General features: G+C 69.8%; 18 protein-coding genes and 1 tRNA gene. 4 read left to right on the top strand and 15 right to left on the bottom strand.

The genetic code is table 11. From position 1 onward, the window contains the following. Positions 1-154: 154 nt before the first annotated feature. Both ACLJQM_RS28225 and ACLJQM_RS28220 read left to right on the top strand, forming a co-directional pair. The gene (locus ACLJQM_RS28225; RefSeq protein WP_410633397.1) at positions 155-538 is read left to right on the top strand and encodes a peptidase inhibitor family I36 protein; all 384 of its coding nucleotides are present in this window, start codon (positions 155-157) and stop codon (positions 536-538) included. A gap of 367 nt (positions 539-905) precedes the next feature. Then, positions 906-979: transfer RNA gene (locus ACLJQM_RS28220), tRNA-Arg, on the top strand. Between the two features lie 157 nt (positions 980-1,136). Here ACLJQM_RS28220 and ACLJQM_RS28215 read toward each other — a convergent pair. Together ACLJQM_RS28215 and ACLJQM_RS28210 are read right to left on the bottom strand one after the other, a co-directional pair. Next, positions 1,137-1,325 (bottom strand): DUF397 domain-containing protein, encoded by a 189-nt coding sequence (locus ACLJQM_RS28215; protein WP_410633396.1) that lies wholly within the window; start codon positions 1,323-1,325, stop codon positions 1,137-1,139. Next, a complete protein-coding gene (locus ACLJQM_RS28210) occupies positions 1,322-2,173 on the bottom strand; it encodes a helix-turn-helix domain-containing protein (protein ID WP_410633395.1) in 852 nt (283 codons plus the stop codon). Before ACLJQM_RS28210 ends, ACLJQM_RS28215 begins: the two co-directional genes overlap by 4 nt. A gap of 154 nt (positions 2,174-2,327) precedes the next feature. Between ACLJQM_RS28210 and ACLJQM_RS28205 the strand changes: the two genes are divergently transcribed. Together ACLJQM_RS28205 and ACLJQM_RS28200 are read left to right on the top strand one after the other, a co-directional pair. Further along, positions 2,328-2,555, top strand: a complete 228-nt coding sequence (locus ACLJQM_RS28205) for a hypothetical protein (RefSeq protein WP_410633394.1) — start codon at positions 2,328-2,330, stop codon at positions 2,553-2,555. Positions 2,556-3,074: 519 nt separating this feature from the next. After that, positions 3,075-3,437: a hypothetical protein gene (locus tag ACLJQM_RS28200; protein ID WP_410633393.1), complete on the top strand. Its 363-nt coding sequence runs from the start codon at positions 3,075-3,077 to the stop codon at positions 3,435-3,437. 112 nt (positions 3,438-3,549) lie between these two features. Here ACLJQM_RS28200 and ACLJQM_RS28195 read toward each other — a convergent pair whose 3' ends face one another. The 13 genes from ACLJQM_RS28195 to ACLJQM_RS28135 are packed head-to-tail and all read right to left on the bottom strand — an operon-like array spanning position 3,550 to position 12,620. Continuing rightward, positions 3,550-3,891 carry a hypothetical protein gene (locus tag ACLJQM_RS28195; RefSeq protein WP_410633392.1) on the bottom strand — a complete coding sequence of 114 codons (342 nt, stop codon included), beginning with the start codon at positions 3,889-3,891 and terminating at the stop codon, positions 3,550-3,552. 15 nt (positions 3,892-3,906) lie between these two features. Next, a complete protein-coding gene (locus ACLJQM_RS28190; protein ID WP_410633391.1) occupies positions 3,907-4,239 on the bottom strand; it encodes a hypothetical protein in 333 nt (110 codons plus the stop codon). Continuing rightward, positions 4,236-5,720, bottom strand: coding sequence for a hypothetical protein (locus ACLJQM_RS28185; protein ID WP_410633390.1), 1,485 nt, complete (start codon positions 5,718-5,720; stop codon positions 4,236-4,238). The genes ACLJQM_RS28190 and ACLJQM_RS28185 overlap by 4 nt, the downstream gene beginning before the upstream one ends. A 4-nt stretch (positions 5,721-5,724) precedes the next feature. After that, positions 5,725-6,093, bottom strand: coding sequence for a hypothetical protein (locus ACLJQM_RS28180; RefSeq protein WP_360776337.1), 369 nt, complete (start codon positions 6,091-6,093; stop codon positions 5,725-5,727). A 3-nt stretch (positions 6,094-6,096) separates the two neighbouring features. Next, positions 6,097-6,477: a hypothetical protein gene (locus ACLJQM_RS28175; protein ID WP_410633389.1), complete on the bottom strand. Its 381-nt coding sequence runs from the start codon at positions 6,475-6,477 to the stop codon at positions 6,097-6,099. A gap of 20 nt (positions 6,478-6,497) precedes the next feature. Beyond that, positions 6,498-7,496 (bottom strand): glycoside hydrolase family 25 protein, encoded by a 999-nt coding sequence (locus tag ACLJQM_RS28170; RefSeq protein ID WP_410633388.1) that lies wholly within the window; start codon positions 7,494-7,496, stop codon positions 6,498-6,500. 7 nt (positions 7,497-7,503) lie between these two features. Beyond that, on the bottom strand, positions 7,504-8,328 hold the full coding sequence (locus ACLJQM_RS28165) for a hypothetical protein (RefSeq protein WP_410633387.1): 825 nt from the start codon (positions 8,326-8,328) through the stop codon (positions 7,504-7,506). After that, positions 8,309-8,710, bottom strand: coding sequence for a hypothetical protein (locus ACLJQM_RS28160; RefSeq protein ID WP_410633386.1), 402 nt, complete (start codon positions 8,708-8,710; stop codon positions 8,309-8,311). Before ACLJQM_RS28160 ends, ACLJQM_RS28165 begins: the two co-directional genes overlap by 20 nt. Positions 8,711-8,731: 21 nt before the next feature. After that, the gene (locus ACLJQM_RS28155; protein WP_410633385.1) at positions 8,732-9,106 is read right to left on the bottom strand and encodes a hypothetical protein; all 375 of its coding nucleotides are present in this window, start codon (positions 9,104-9,106) and stop codon (positions 8,732-8,734) included. Further along, positions 9,103-9,327: a hypothetical protein gene (locus ACLJQM_RS28150; protein WP_410633384.1), complete on the bottom strand. Its 225-nt coding sequence runs from the start codon at positions 9,325-9,327 to the stop codon at positions 9,103-9,105. Before ACLJQM_RS28150 ends, ACLJQM_RS28155 begins: the two co-directional genes overlap by 4 nt. Before the next feature lie 9 nt (positions 9,328-9,336). Continuing rightward, a complete protein-coding gene (locus tag ACLJQM_RS28145; RefSeq protein WP_410633383.1) occupies positions 9,337-10,449 on the bottom strand; it encodes a DUF5047 domain-containing protein in 1,113 nt (370 codons plus the stop codon). A gap of 13 nt (positions 10,450-10,462) precedes the next feature. Beyond that, positions 10,463-11,881 carry a hypothetical protein gene (locus tag ACLJQM_RS28140; RefSeq protein ID WP_410633382.1) on the bottom strand — a complete coding sequence of 473 codons (1,419 nt, stop codon included), beginning with the start codon at positions 11,879-11,881 and terminating at the stop codon, positions 10,463-10,465. A 4-nt stretch (positions 11,882-11,885) separates the two neighbouring features. Further along, a complete protein-coding gene (locus tag ACLJQM_RS28135; protein ID WP_410633381.1) occupies positions 11,886-12,620 on the bottom strand; it encodes a hypothetical protein in 735 nt (244 codons plus the stop codon). Positions 12,621-12,622 lie beyond the last annotated feature (2 nt).

The following is a 12,622-nucleotide window of genomic DNA, read 5'->3' as shown; positions in this document are numbered from 1 at the left end:
AGCCCCGTTCGCGGCCGTGTGGACAACCGCGGCCGGTTCCCCGAGTTGTCCACAGAATGGAAATCGCGGGCTGACAACCCTTCCCCGGCGCGCCAATCTGGAATCACACGTTCACCGCGGCCACCGGGCCGCGAACTCCAGAGGGGAATCCACCATGTCTTCGAGCCGTCTCCGTTCCCGGCTGCCGCAGTTGCTGGTCCTGGCCGTGCTGGGGTTGCTGACCAGCACCGGAGTGGCCCAGGCCGCTTCGCCGCCGCCGGATCCCGCCTGTCAGAAGGGCGAATTCTGCCTATGGTCGGCAGACGCCTACGGCGGCGGGTCCCAGCGGTTCGACCTGCGCACCGCGAATCCCGGGGAATGCATTCCACTGCCCGACGGATTCGCGGGATCCTCGTTCGCGAATCTGATGAGCCGTGACGTCACGGTGTACCAGGACGAGGAATGCTCGACCGAGGGCGATTTCATCACCTACCCGGGTGGCGGCACGTTCGTGCCGAACGCGCCGTTCCTCGTCCGGGCGGTCCAGATCTGGGAATGACCCCGACCCGGGCCCGTGCCCGCCGCCGCTCCCAGGGTGGGGAGCCGGCTCGCGGCGGCGGCCGGGCCCGACCGGGGCCGCTCCCCCGACAGCGGCCCCACCCCGTGGGCGCGCCTCTGCGGCGTGGCGCGCCCACGGGCCCCCGGCGGCAGCTCACCGGCGGACAGCGCCTTCCGATCACCGCCGGACCGCGCACCTCCCCCGACCGGGTCGGATCGCGGGCCGTGACGGTGTCGCCACCGGACTCCCGAATTACGTCGAACGAGACCTGAAACGATTCGCCGGTGTCGAACGATCGAGAGGATGGCGACGACTAAGCTGCCGGTGCCGGGCGACCGGTACCGATCGGCTGCAGCCGTCGGCGCGGGCCCTCGTAGCTCAGCTGGATAGAGCAAGAGCCTTCTAATCTCTAGGTCGCAGGTTCGAGTCCTGCCGGGGGCGCCTTCGGCCTGGTCAGACACTGTGTCTGGCCAGGCCGCACGAACGAAATAGGCCAGATGGCCCACTTACGCACCACATTCGTAGCCGAACGTACCCGTCTAGATACGACGGCGCCCGGCACAGTCCGAGTGTGCCGGGCACCGTCCACGTCGATCACTCAGTCGCGCTGACGAACCCTCGCCGCCAGCCCACGCCACCCCGAACCCGGCAGCTCAATGACACCGCCCTCGGGATCCTTGCTGTCGCGAACAGCAACACCATCCGGGTCCTTCGCGACCTCCACGCAGTTGTTCGTCTCGCTGTGACTCGACTTCCGCCAGCGGCGGGGTCGGTCGGGTACGGTCACGTTGTCGTCTCCTCCTTCGCTCCGGGGGACTTCGATTCCGCGATGAGCCTGGCTGTGGCCGCCGGGCTCATCGCCACCTCTTCCAGCTGTGGAAGTGTGTCCGTGTAGACCTTGACCTGGTCGGGGTCGTGCAGGAACAGACCGGCGAGCCGGTCCTCGCGATGGATCACCGTCGAATCAGGCCCGTACAGCACACTGAACGGACCTTCCAACTCGGCTGTCCACTCGGCATTGAAGGGGATCGCACGGATCGTGACCGTCGGCAGCTCGCTCAGTACCAGCAGGAGATCGAGCTGCAGGTCGAGAAGCTCGTGGTCCCCGAGCGTTCGCTTGAAGACGCCGGCGTCGACGAACGCGATCAGCTCCGCTGGATCCTCGCGACGCTGGAACGAAGCCGGCCCGCGCCCTTGACGTTCCGCCACACGCCTCGCGATCTCCACCTCTGGAACGCCCGCCCGACGCAAGATGCTCCGCGTGTAGGCGGGGTGTTGCAGCGGGCCGGGGACCAGCAGCGGCGAGACCGTGACGATCCGCGTGGCAACCGCTTCGAGCCCCAGAAGTGCATCAGCCTGACGCTGCTGCTCGGTCCGGCCGGACGCGAACCAACCGCGGTCGTCGTCGGAGCTGGCCATCGACATCAACTTCGTCGCGATGTCCAGCGGCGCCCCGAGCGCGACGATCAGATCGCCAAGATCGTCCGGTTCGAGCGGCCGTTCGCCGGTCTCTGCTCGGTGGATCTTCAGGTGGTTCCACCCAAGCTGCGTGGCGACATCCCGCTGTGACCGCTTACCGCGGGCCACACGCAGCTGCGTACCGATCGCCTTCGCCTTGGGCGTGTTTCCGGCCATGTAACAGAGCATAGACAGCGAGCTCTGACGACCAGACGTCACCAGCGAACTACTACATCACCCTAACGGGCCATTGAGATCATGTTGTTTCCGTGTCGATACTGGGTTCGGAAACAGTCGGAAACAAGCGGTAACAACCCAGTCTGGGGTGCAGATGGCAGACGACAGCTGGCGCAAGGTCCGCGCCATCCCCAGCACCAAGCCCGACGGCACGCCCGTCAACATCATCGTCGGGATGGTCTCCCGCAACGGCCACCTCGAACCCGCAATCCGCATCGACGACGGCCCCATCGCACTCCTCCCCCTCGAAGAAGTCGGGGCCGACGTCATCGCCGCCATCCGCAAAACCCTGCTGGACTGGTACGAGCGGGAAGGCCGATGACAACCCTCGTCACCAAAGCCACCCCAGCTCCAGGAATCGCCAAACTCCGAGTCGCCGAAGATGTCTGGACAAGCTGGACAGAGCCCGTCCGACTCATCCGGACCTGCCAGTCCTGCGGAACTGTCTACCGGTCAGCTGGCGCCGCTTGGGTGTGCGAGCACTACCACGAGGGCCTGTGATGGCCATCTCCGGCAAGGGTGCTGAAGGGCTCTTCACCGCTGCCCGCGCGATGGCGAATGCGGTAACCCACGACAACCCGGCCGACGCGACGGATCCCGATGAAGACGCGCCGGCCGGGTCACCAAACTCCGCCCACCGTGGAAGCGACTCGAGCGGGTCTCGGGAAGCTGTCCCCCCGTCCGCGGCGGGCGGACCAGACCGCGCTTAGTCCGAGACGGCGCGGAGGCGGCCCCCGGGGAAACCCGGGGGCCGTTCTTTCGGTCACAGTCGGGTCACGTGGGCAACGCAAGTCTTGATCCAGACGACACCATGCGAGACCACCACCCTGGGGAGACCACGATGACCACGACCGACAAGCCGCGGATGAAGCTGAAGTACGCCGTCATCGGCGTCGTGGTCCTGCTCGTAGCCGGCGGGATCGTGACCCTCATCATGCTGCTCTCCGGTCCTGCGCCCGTGGACTACAAAATCACGGCAACCGGTGCTGGCACGACCATGTGGATCACTCCCGACGGGAGCGGAGAAATCGTCATGGTCGGCGGTTCCGGAACGGAGACGGTCCACGCCGGCAAGGTTTCCGTGATCGTTGGATCGACTCCAGCCGACGGCGCCAGCTGTCAGATCACAGGCCCTTCCGGGAAGGTGGTCGACTCGCAGATGACCCACCGCGGGGGGTCATCGGTGACCTGCTCGACTCCGTAGCCGAAGACGCGAAGAAGCCCCCGCGCTCGACCACCCCGGGGGAATGGGGTGGGAGCGCGGGGGCTTCTCGTTCGGGCCGCCGACCACGGCACGACCCGAAGCTCGGTGGAACTTACGGGGCGTCGTCCGCCTGGAACGGCGCGCCGGTCTGCGAGGCGTAGAAGTAATTCAGCCCGCCGTCCCGCGAGAACGCGTCAGGGTCCCGCTTGGACTGCCACAGCGGGTTCCCGCCGATCGTTGGCGACCGGTCGACCCACTGCGCGGACTCGTTCGTCAGCGGCGACAGCGGCTTGAACCCGAGCAGGAGCAGCACCTTCTGCAGAATCCCGTCACGCTCGACCGGGTCGGTGTAGTTCGCGAACGTGCCGACGATGTTGACGATGTTGTCGTAGTCGGTGCCGGTGATCCCCTGGTAGGTGAGTTCGTAGATGGCGTGGTCTCCGAGCGCGGTCAAGGGTCCCTCCCGGGGTCAGAGCATGCGGAGTTTCCCGAACGGCGCGCGGGGCCGCTCGGGGTTGTCGAGGATGTCGATCCAGGCGTCGTAGTCGCCGCGCGGGACGTCGAGTGCGCCCGGGCCGGCGAGGACGCCGAACACGCCGGGGCGGGTCCGGCCGTTGTCGGGGGACAGGGTCTCACGCAGGAACGTCGCCGGGTGCCAGTCGACCTCGAGCGGCTCGGCGCCGACCGCGGTGAAGGCGAGCTGGATGGTGAGGGTCGCCGGGTCGATCGGCTGTCCGCCCGGCGTGCTGCCTGCGGCCTCGGCCTCGATGTACTCGAGGCTCTGGGCGTACCGCTCGATCATGAGGCCTCCTGGACGTGCCAGCGCGACGGGAGGAGCCGCGCGGAGAAGCGGGACGGCAGCAGCACCGCGGTCACGGTGATGTCGCGCTGCTCACCGAACACGACACCCGTCGCGGCGAGCTGCATCACGGCGTCGCCGGCCGCGGTCCGGATGGCGGCCGATGGGCCGGACGCGTCGAGTAGAAGCGTGGCGGTGCCGCTGTCGAGGATGGGCAGGACGGGCTGGCCGGTGCCGGACGCGTCGAGCGTCAGCACCGCCGCGCCGGCGGCTGCGCGGATCGCCGAGTGCGCGCCGGTCGCGTCGAGAATGAGCACTGCGGTGCCGGACTGCTGGTCGCTGCCGGAGTCGACGGTGCCGGTCGCCTGCACCGCGAGGTCCGCTGCCCCGATCGCAGTGGCGAGGTGGAGAGCGGCCCCGGCGGCGGCGAGGGTGAGCACCGCGGTGCCCGCGTCGGCGGCCTGGCGCGCCGCGGCGCCGGAAGCGCCGAGTTGCAGCGCCGAGGTCCCCGCGTCGGCGGTCGTTCGGGTCGCTGTGCCGCTGGCGCCGAGCTGCGACGTGCTGGCGCCGGCGTCGCCGGTGAGGTGCGTAGCGGTGCCGGACGCGGACAGCAGTGCGTCGGCCGTGCCCGCCGCGGCGCGCAGCGCCTGAGTTGTGCCTGCTGCTCCGAGCGCCATGGCCGCGGTGCCGCTGCCGGCCCGCACCGCGGTGCTCGTGCCGGTCGCGGCGAGCGCCGCGTCGGCTGTCCCGGCGGCGGCCGCGGTGCGGCCCTGGGTGCCGCTGGCGCCGAGGGTGAGGGTTGCGGTGCCGGCGTCGGTGAAGGACGTGCCGATCGGCGGGTCGGCTTCGGTGGTGCCGGAGACCGAGCCGGCGGTGAGCGTCCGGGAGTTGCCGGATGCGTCGGACAGGTCGGTGCCGGTGGCGAGCGGGTGATCGGAGTAGGTGCCGGTCTTGACGGCGGTGAAGCTGTCGCGTTCGGCGGCGAGTTCGGTGGAGGTGAGCTGGACGCCGGACCACTGACGGACGCAGCGGGCGCGGCCGCTGAAGTACTCGGTGCTGTCCGAGCTGGAGCGGCCGCCGATGGTGTAGCCGTCGGGTGCGCTGCCGCCTGACGACGTCCCGGACGCGGAGTGCATCGTGCCGCCCGGCGTGCAGGTGTAGATCGTCGCGGTGGTGCCGGACTGGACGATGGCGATGAACAGCCAAGCGCCGCCGGTGAAGACGTCAACGCCGGCGACGCCGCCGGTGTTGCCGGGGGTGAAGATCGCGGGGCTGGTGCCGTCGGTCTTGGTGGCGAGGGTGAGGCGGGTGGTGCTGCCGGACGACGCGTGCGCCCGGAACATGGTGGAGAAGTCGTTCCGGTCGACGCTGAGGTAGAACCAGCCGCACATCGTCCAGCCGCCGGCGCCCTGGGGGTCGGGGGCGCCGCCGGTACGGGTGACGCGGGAGTTGGCGGTGCTGTCGGCGCCGAACCGGAACGACATGGGGTCAGCCCGTCGCGGTGAGGGTCGGGGTGTAGTTCAGGGTGCCGCCGGCGGTGGAGAAGTTTTCGGTGACGGTGAGGGGGATGCCGGTGATGAAGGTGCCGGCGGTGCTGGCGGTCCAGATGCCGACGTGGGTGGCGGCGGTCGCCGAGCCGGTGCGCGCGGTTACCGCTGCCTGGGTGCCGGTCGAGCCGGTGCCGCCGGACGCCGCGGGGAACGTCGACGATCCGCGGGCGTAGCTGGTGCCGGTGGCTTCGCTGGCGCCGGTGGTGCCGGGGTCGGCGGTGTGCAGGGAGACGTAGCCGATGTTGGAGGTGAGGAGCGCACGGATCGCGTTGACGGCGGCGTCGCGTGCGGCGTTGGTGTAGGTCATAGGTCAGACCTCCGTCGGGCCAGCCGGCCGCGGCCGCGCCACCGGGCCGGCCGGGTACTGGGGTGCCGGCAGCGCGATCACACCGACGGCGCCGAGCCCGGCCAGGATCAGCTGGATGATCTGGCCGCTGCCGAGCGCCGTGCCGCTGGCGAGGATCGTGGCGAGGAGGGTGAGCACGGCGATGCCGACGGCGACGACGCCCTTGGCGTACTTGGCGGTGCCGGCGTTGAGGTTGGGGACGACGGCGACGCCGATGGTGGCGAAGGCGAGCAGGAACAGGTTCACCGTCTCGACCGTCGACAGGTGGCCGTCGACGAGGAACGGGACGAGTCCTGCGAGGACGGTGGCGATCGCCTGGGCGACCGCCTTGCCGAATCCGGGCATGGTCAGGGGTCCTTTCGGTCTCAGAAGCAGTCGATCTCGAACGGGCGGTCGGTGCGGGCGCTGTACTCGATGTCGGCCCACACCGCGTCCGGCAGCGAGAACCGGCGGTGAGAGGTGAGGCGCGGGTCGTAGCTCGGGTCGGACTCCGGGTTGTGGCCGACACCGGCCTTGTCCGAGCCCCACGCGAAGATGTTCCCGACCCACATCGGGTCGGCGGTGCCGTCGCCCTTGAGCGGGGGCCGGACGATGACGGCGGCGCCGTCGGTGCCCGACAGCTTGACGCGGACGGTGTTCTGGTTGGCGTTCGGCGGGGTGACGGTGATGCGTTCCATGAGGTCGACTCCGGTGGTCGTGGTCGGACCGGACGGCGCGCCGCCGCCGGTGTTGCTTCCCTGGCCGAGCAGGGCGGCCAGCTGGTCGCGTGTGCCCCGGAACGCGCTGGCGTCGAGCGGGGCGTACCCGGCGATCCGGGCAGAGGACGTGAACTGGAGCAGCGCGACGTCGAGTCCGCCGTAGCCGTTCCAGTACGAGGCGGGCACCTCGGTCCACTCGTTGGCGAGGAGCCCGACGACGTTGTTCGGGTAGCGGCTGGACCACAGCGGCGGCAAGCCGGCCAGCGACGGCGAGCCGAGGTTGTCACGCCAGTACCACAGCGGCAGGTACAGCAGCGGCACCCGGTACCCGGCTGCTCGCAGCTGCGCCACCAGGTCGCGGGTCAGCGCGACGCCGCCGGAGTTCGCTTCGACGTCCGGGATGATCGGGACGTCGAGCGGAACCACCTGCCGGATCTTCGCGACGTGCTGCGCCGCGGTCGCGTTGGCGCGCTGGTACCAGTACGCGGCGACCAGTTGCCCGGCCGCGCGTGCCTCGGCGAGGTTGCTGGCGAAGTCCTCGTCGACGAAGCTGCTGCCCTCCCCTGCTTTGAGGATGGCGAGTTCGCAGCCGTCGCGGCGGGTCTGCGCGAGGCTGAGTGCCTTGTTCTGGTGGTGGGAGATGTCGATGGCGAAGGTGACGGGCATGGCGCTCCTACGTGGTCGGGATGGGAAGCACGGGCGTGGCGGTTGTCGGCGTCGGGTAGGTCGTCACGACGCAGGTCCAGGTGTCGGCGGAGCCGCCGTCCGCGAGCTGCACCCGCAGCTGCGCGATCGACCCGCCGTTCGGGCACAGCGCCTCCGGGTGGTCACGGAAGTACACGCCGACCGCAGCCTCGATCTCCTCCGCCGTCGGCGCTCGGCCCGGCGGCCCGGGTGAGCCAGCGGTACCCGGCTGCCCTGCAGTCCCGGGCTGACCGGGCGCACCGCTGGCGCCTGGCGCACCGGACGGCGGCGGGTTCGTCGTGAAGTAGCCTGCCAGCGCCGACGAGATCTGGCCGAGCGTCGGCTGCGCCGGCGCGATCGGATTCGCCGCCACGTACCGGGCGACCGCCTGCCCCAGCGCCGCCGACGACGGAGTCGTGTCCGGCAACGACGCCAGTACCCGCGCAGCCGCGGACGCCACGATCACGTCCGTGTCCGGTGCCGTCCCGGGCGTCGGGATCGGGACCTGCGGCTGCCCGCGCGACGCGAGCTCGCCGTTCGCCCGGTCCCCCGCGGTCTTCGCCTGCTGCGCCTGCTGCAGCGTCGTCAACGCAGCGCTCGTCGCCGAGGACCGGAAGTATAAGTCGACGATCGCGTAGCCGCCGCCGATGACGATTAGCACCACCACGACCGCGACGGAGATGATGATCCGCGGCCACCAGCGGCGCACTTCGTCCCGCGCCGCCCGCCGCGCCTCGGCCGGTGCCCGCTCCGCGAGCGCGTGCACCCCGGCCCGCGCCGTCTCCACCGCGCCGTCAGCCCGCTGATCGTCCACTGCTGTCCCCGTTCCACATCGGATCGAGCCGATAGACCAGCGCCCGCAGCTTCACGGTCTCCAGCTCCAGCGCCGCGTTCTTCTTCACCAGCCGCTTGTTCTCGGCCTGCGCCTCATCCCGCTCACGGTGCGCGTCCGCCATCGCCGCACCGACCAGATCAAGCGCTTGGTCGGTGCGCTGCACCACCGTCGGAGTAGGCAGAGCGGCCGGCTCGGAGCTCGGTGCTGCCTTCGGCTCATCCTTCGGTTTCCCCCGCTTGACCTTCTCGACCAGCGCCGGACCGAACGCCGTCCCAAGAACACCGAGCAGCGTGAGCGCGGCCAGCACGACCGCCAACCACGGAGGCCCGGACGCCGGAGCGGCGTCGGCAGCGAGCAGCACGTGACCCCCTCGAACTCGGCATCACCCCGACGTGCCCGCATCCAGCCGTGTCTTCGACCTCTGCCACAACGCGAACGCATGCGCAGGCGCCGCCAGGATCAGCGTGTGCGCCCACCCGCCACCACTGGTGGCCTGACCCCACAAGATCGGCACGATGAGCCCGATCCCCCAGAAGAAGCAGGAGAACGCCGCGATCGCGTGCCCCAACGTGCGGCGCCGCAACAGCAACAGCACCCCCGCGGCGGCGAACACACCTCCCCACACCGGAATCGGTACACCCAGCTGGCGGATGAACGCGAACCCCGCGCCCGACGCCGGACCGAACACATACCCCAACCCGACGACGATCAGGTGCGCGGCTAACAGCCAACGCGGCACCCGCACGACGTCGTTCATCCGAGTTTGCACAGCACGAACCAGCTGTTCTTCGTCATCATGTTGATCACGACCGTGTCGTTGACCGTCGCCGTGTACGCCGCGTTCTTCGCCAACGTCACCGACCCGCCGTCGAACGCCACCACAACTTTCGATCCGACGATCGCGGTGACCGTGCCGATCTTCTGCCGGTCGGCCAGCATCTGCTCGAGCTTCAAGGTCAGCGCGTCGAGGAGCCGCATGTCGCCTCCCTACGACTCGGACGGGATCATCAGCGTCGACCGGGTCTGCAGCGGCTGCCCACCGTCGGGCAACAGTGGGATCGACACCTTGTCGATGATGTGCTGTGCTCGCCCGAGGTCTTCGTCGTCGAGGTCGATGACGTCGCCGGCGTCGAGCGCGCGGTTCGGGAACAGCGAGAAGTCGACCGAGCATCCGAGGCCCTGGTACCGCGCGAGCATCGTCTGCCCGATGGTCGTGCACTGCCCGGTCGTGGTGGCCAGCGGCGTCGAGTAGAACCGCGGTTTCCGGCCGAACGCGCCACCGACGTACGTCGGCGACAGCGGATCCATGTCGGCCACGGTCGCCGACACCGGCGGTGTTCCGTCCGCGCGGACACCGGAGACGACCCACACGTTGTAGACGTTCTGGCGCGTCCACTCCTCGTCGGTGGACAGGATGTTCCCTTCCTGCCCGGTGCGCGCGTACCAGACCGGCGCGTCGTTCAGTGTCGGCTGCGGCCGGATCACCGCCTGGCCGAGCTGGTCGAAGAACACCTCTGCGGCGATCGCGTCGGCGAGCTTCTCGATGCCGTCCTGCCAGCGTTCCCGTTGCATCTCCATCACCGGGCACACCGCGGTCGAGCCGGTCAGGTCGACGACCGGCCACGTCAAGCCGAGGACTTCACGGATCAGCCGGGTGATCTCCGAGACGTTCGTCGCGCCCGGCAGCGTCTGCGTCGGCGCCTCGAACCGCGCCTCCGCCACCCGCTGCGACAAGTCCACGAGAGACAGTTCCGCGGCCGACGTCGCATCCGCCGACCGTGACCGCTTGTTGCGGTCCAGTGAGAACAGCCCCTGCGGGATCCACTCCGGCTCGTCCTGGCCGGGGATGATGATCCCGCAGTCGATCCGGCACGTCGACCCGAACGGCGTCAGCAGATCCGCCGGCGACGTCGGCCACAGCGACGGATCCGTGACGATCGTCGCCGTCCGTCGGACCTGGCTCGTCGCGTCAACCTCGACCGACCCGCCGAGGATCGGCAAGTACCGGGTGCCGGCGGTCGGGCTGTCCACGACCGCGCGGACGTCGACGTTGTGGCTCTTGGCCGAGACGCGCCGCGCCGGGTCGCTGATGTTCCACACAGGGCGGCTCCCCTCACAGTGCCGGCGCGGCGACCTGAACCCACGGCGCCGAGATCTTCAGCATCTGCTGCCACGGCGACGACCCGTCCGGGTCTTCTTCGAAGTCGAGCAGGGACAGCCACAGCGGCGGCCCGTAGTTCAGCGACGCCGGCGCGCGCAGAAGCACCGGCCGGTTGTCGTCGAGGATGGCCACCAGCCGCTCGGTGGACTCCGACCCGAACGTCCACAGCGCGATGCTCTCGGTGGACTTCCACGCGGACCGGCGCCGCGACCCGATGGTGAGGAACATCGGGTCGTTGATCGCCTGGAACACCGCGACGTTCGCGGCCTTACCCCGCAGCGGCCGCTTCTCGACGAACACCTCGAGCGGCTCGTCCGGCGCGTCCGGGTGGGTCAGCCACACGATCTCGTTCGACGGCAGCGTCGCGTAGGCCGAGGTCATGCGCCCGCCCGCGAGTCCGCCGTTTACAAGCTGGTACTGCACGGGGACGTCGGTCGGGCATTCGCCGTCCTCAATGACCAGCAGCGGCGCCAGCGCCGACGCGGACAGGTCGGTAGTGCCGAGCCAGGTCGCGCCGTAGGTCCCTCCGTCGAAGTAGCTGCCGTCGCTGCTCGTTCCGCGTTCGATGGTGATGCCGTCGAGGCTCATCGCGCCGCCGGCGGGCATGCCACCGGCGATGACCTTGATGGTCGCCGCGACGCCGGCGGCGGGGGTGGCGATGCGCAGCACTTGCCGGGCGAACTGCGCGACGCTGTTGTTGATCTGGTCGGTGGTGAGTGCGGTGGATGCGAGGGTGAGGGGGTTGCCGTCCAGGTCGGTGAACGATGCCTGGACCGTCAACGATGTCGCGGCGGCGGAGAGGCGCAGGTCGAATGCGACGGTCAGGTCTTGGCCGGCGCCGACGGCGTTGGGGATGACGACGCCGCAGGATCCAGCCGCGGCGACGGTCGCCTTCAGGTAGTAGGTGCCGCGCGGTGCGGTTCCGTCGTTGGGGCGGGTCAGCGTCGGCGATCCGAGGTCCGGGACGGTGCCGTTCAGCCCGGATTCGAAGGACGGGTTCTGACAGAGGTTGCGGCGGGTCGGTCCGAGTGCGGTGAGTGGTGCCCCACTGCGGACGGGAGTCTGGGTGCCGTCGGCTTCGACTCGGATGAGGCTGAGGACGGTGGCGTCGGGCCACCACGCGGTGATCTCCATGATCCCGCGGTCGGTGATGGGCCGGATGCTGAGGCCGCCACCGGGGTAGATGCCGGTGGACTGGCGGGCCGCGAACCCGCGCAGCGCGAACGCGTAGGTGCTGTTCTGCTCGTACACCCACGTGGCGGTGCCGCCGGGAATCGGCGGCGGGAGCGTCTGCTGCCCGGACGGCGGTGGCGCGCCAGCTCCGGCGCCGGCGTAGCCGGTGCGCGCGTACGGCCCGGTCCCGAAGGCCACGAGGTCACCAGCCCAGCGCGAACAGGACGCAGCTGACGTTGGTTTGCGTGGTACGGGTGCTGTTGCCGTTGTAGGTCGTGAACGTCACCGACGACGCGTTCACGGCCGACACCACGAAGGGGCCGACGTGAGCGAAGTCCACCGAGGTGATCATCACGCCGAGACAGTTCGTGGGGAACGGCTGCTTGAAGTTGACGGTCTTGTCGCCGTTGCCGTTCGTGGTGAACGCGGGGACGTACTGCATCTGCGCCAGGATGGTGGCGCCGTCGGGCGGGGTTGCGCTGTGCATGTTCGGTCCGACGTTGCCGGCGAGGGCGACACCGGCGGCGGGTACCCAGCCGTTGAAGGACTTCATGACGACGTCGAGCTTGTCGGTCCGGTAGGCGCGCTGGCCGAACTGCGCGTCCGACGGGAGCGCACCGGACGTCGCCATCATGATCATGTCGTAGGCGGTCGGTGCGCACTCGACCCGCGTCCCGGAGGGCCACGGCCGGGCGCTGCTGCCTTCCTTGCCGCGGGCCACTGTCACAGTGTCGGAGGCGGCGGTGTGCGCGCTGACCCACACGATCTCGAAGACGCCGGCCGCGTCGTCGTGGAGCACGAGCGGGACGTACTTCTCCCCGTAGCCAGTGCCGAGCGCGGTGAACCCCGGCGCACGCATGGTCGTGTCCGTGACGGACGCGGCGATGCTCAGCTGCGTCGAGAAGTAGTTGTTCGTCTCGCGAAACGAGAAAACCACGA

The sequence above is a fragment of the Amycolatopsis sp. cmx-4-83 genome (assembly GCF_046548815.1).
Classification (GTDB): domain Bacteria; phylum Actinomycetota; class Actinomycetes; order Mycobacteriales; family Pseudonocardiaceae; genus Amycolatopsis; species Amycolatopsis pretoriensis_A.
The sequence above is the reverse complement of the archived record's forward strand: the minus strand, read 5'-3'. Positions and strand labels throughout refer to the sequence as shown.

Coding starts and splice junctions, on each gene's coding strand:
- ACLJQM_RS28225 (WP_410633397.1), top strand. CDS start 155: ATGTCTTCGAGCCGTCTCCGTTCCCGGCTGCCGCAGTTGCTGGTCCTG.
- ACLJQM_RS28210 (WP_410633395.1), bottom strand. CDS start 2,173: ATGGCCGGAAACACGCCCAAGGCGAAGGCGATCGGTACGCAGCTGCGT.
- ACLJQM_RS28205 (WP_410633394.1), top strand. CDS start 2,328: ATGGCAGACGACAGCTGGCGCAAGGTCCGCGCCATCCCCAGCACCAAG.
- ACLJQM_RS28200 (WP_410633393.1), top strand. CDS start 3,075: ATGACCACGACCGACAAGCCGCGGATGAAGCTGAAGTACGCCGTCATC.
- ACLJQM_RS28190 (WP_410633391.1), bottom strand. CDS start 4,239: ATGATCGAGCGGTACGCCCAGAGCCTCGAGTACATCGAGGCCGAGGCC.
- ACLJQM_RS28185 (WP_410633390.1), bottom strand. CDS start 5,720: ATGTCGTTCCGGTTCGGCGCCGACAGCACCGCCAACTCCCGCGTCACC.
- ACLJQM_RS28180 (WP_360776337.1), bottom strand. CDS start 6,093: ATGACCTACACCAACGCCGCACGCGACGCCGCCGTCAACGCGATCCGT.
- ACLJQM_RS28175 (WP_410633389.1), bottom strand. CDS start 6,477: ATGCCCGGATTCGGCAAGGCGGTCGCCCAGGCGATCGCCACCGTCCTC.
- ACLJQM_RS28170 (WP_410633388.1), bottom strand. CDS start 7,496: ATGCCCGTCACCTTCGCCATCGACATCTCCCACCACCAGAACAAGGCA.
- ACLJQM_RS28155 (WP_410633385.1), bottom strand. CDS start 9,106: ATGAACGACGTCGTGCGGGTGCCGCGTTGGCTGTTAGCCGCGCACCTG.
- ACLJQM_RS28150 (WP_410633384.1), bottom strand. CDS start 9,327: ATGCGGCTCCTCGACGCGCTGACCTTGAAGCTCGAGCAGATGCTGGCC.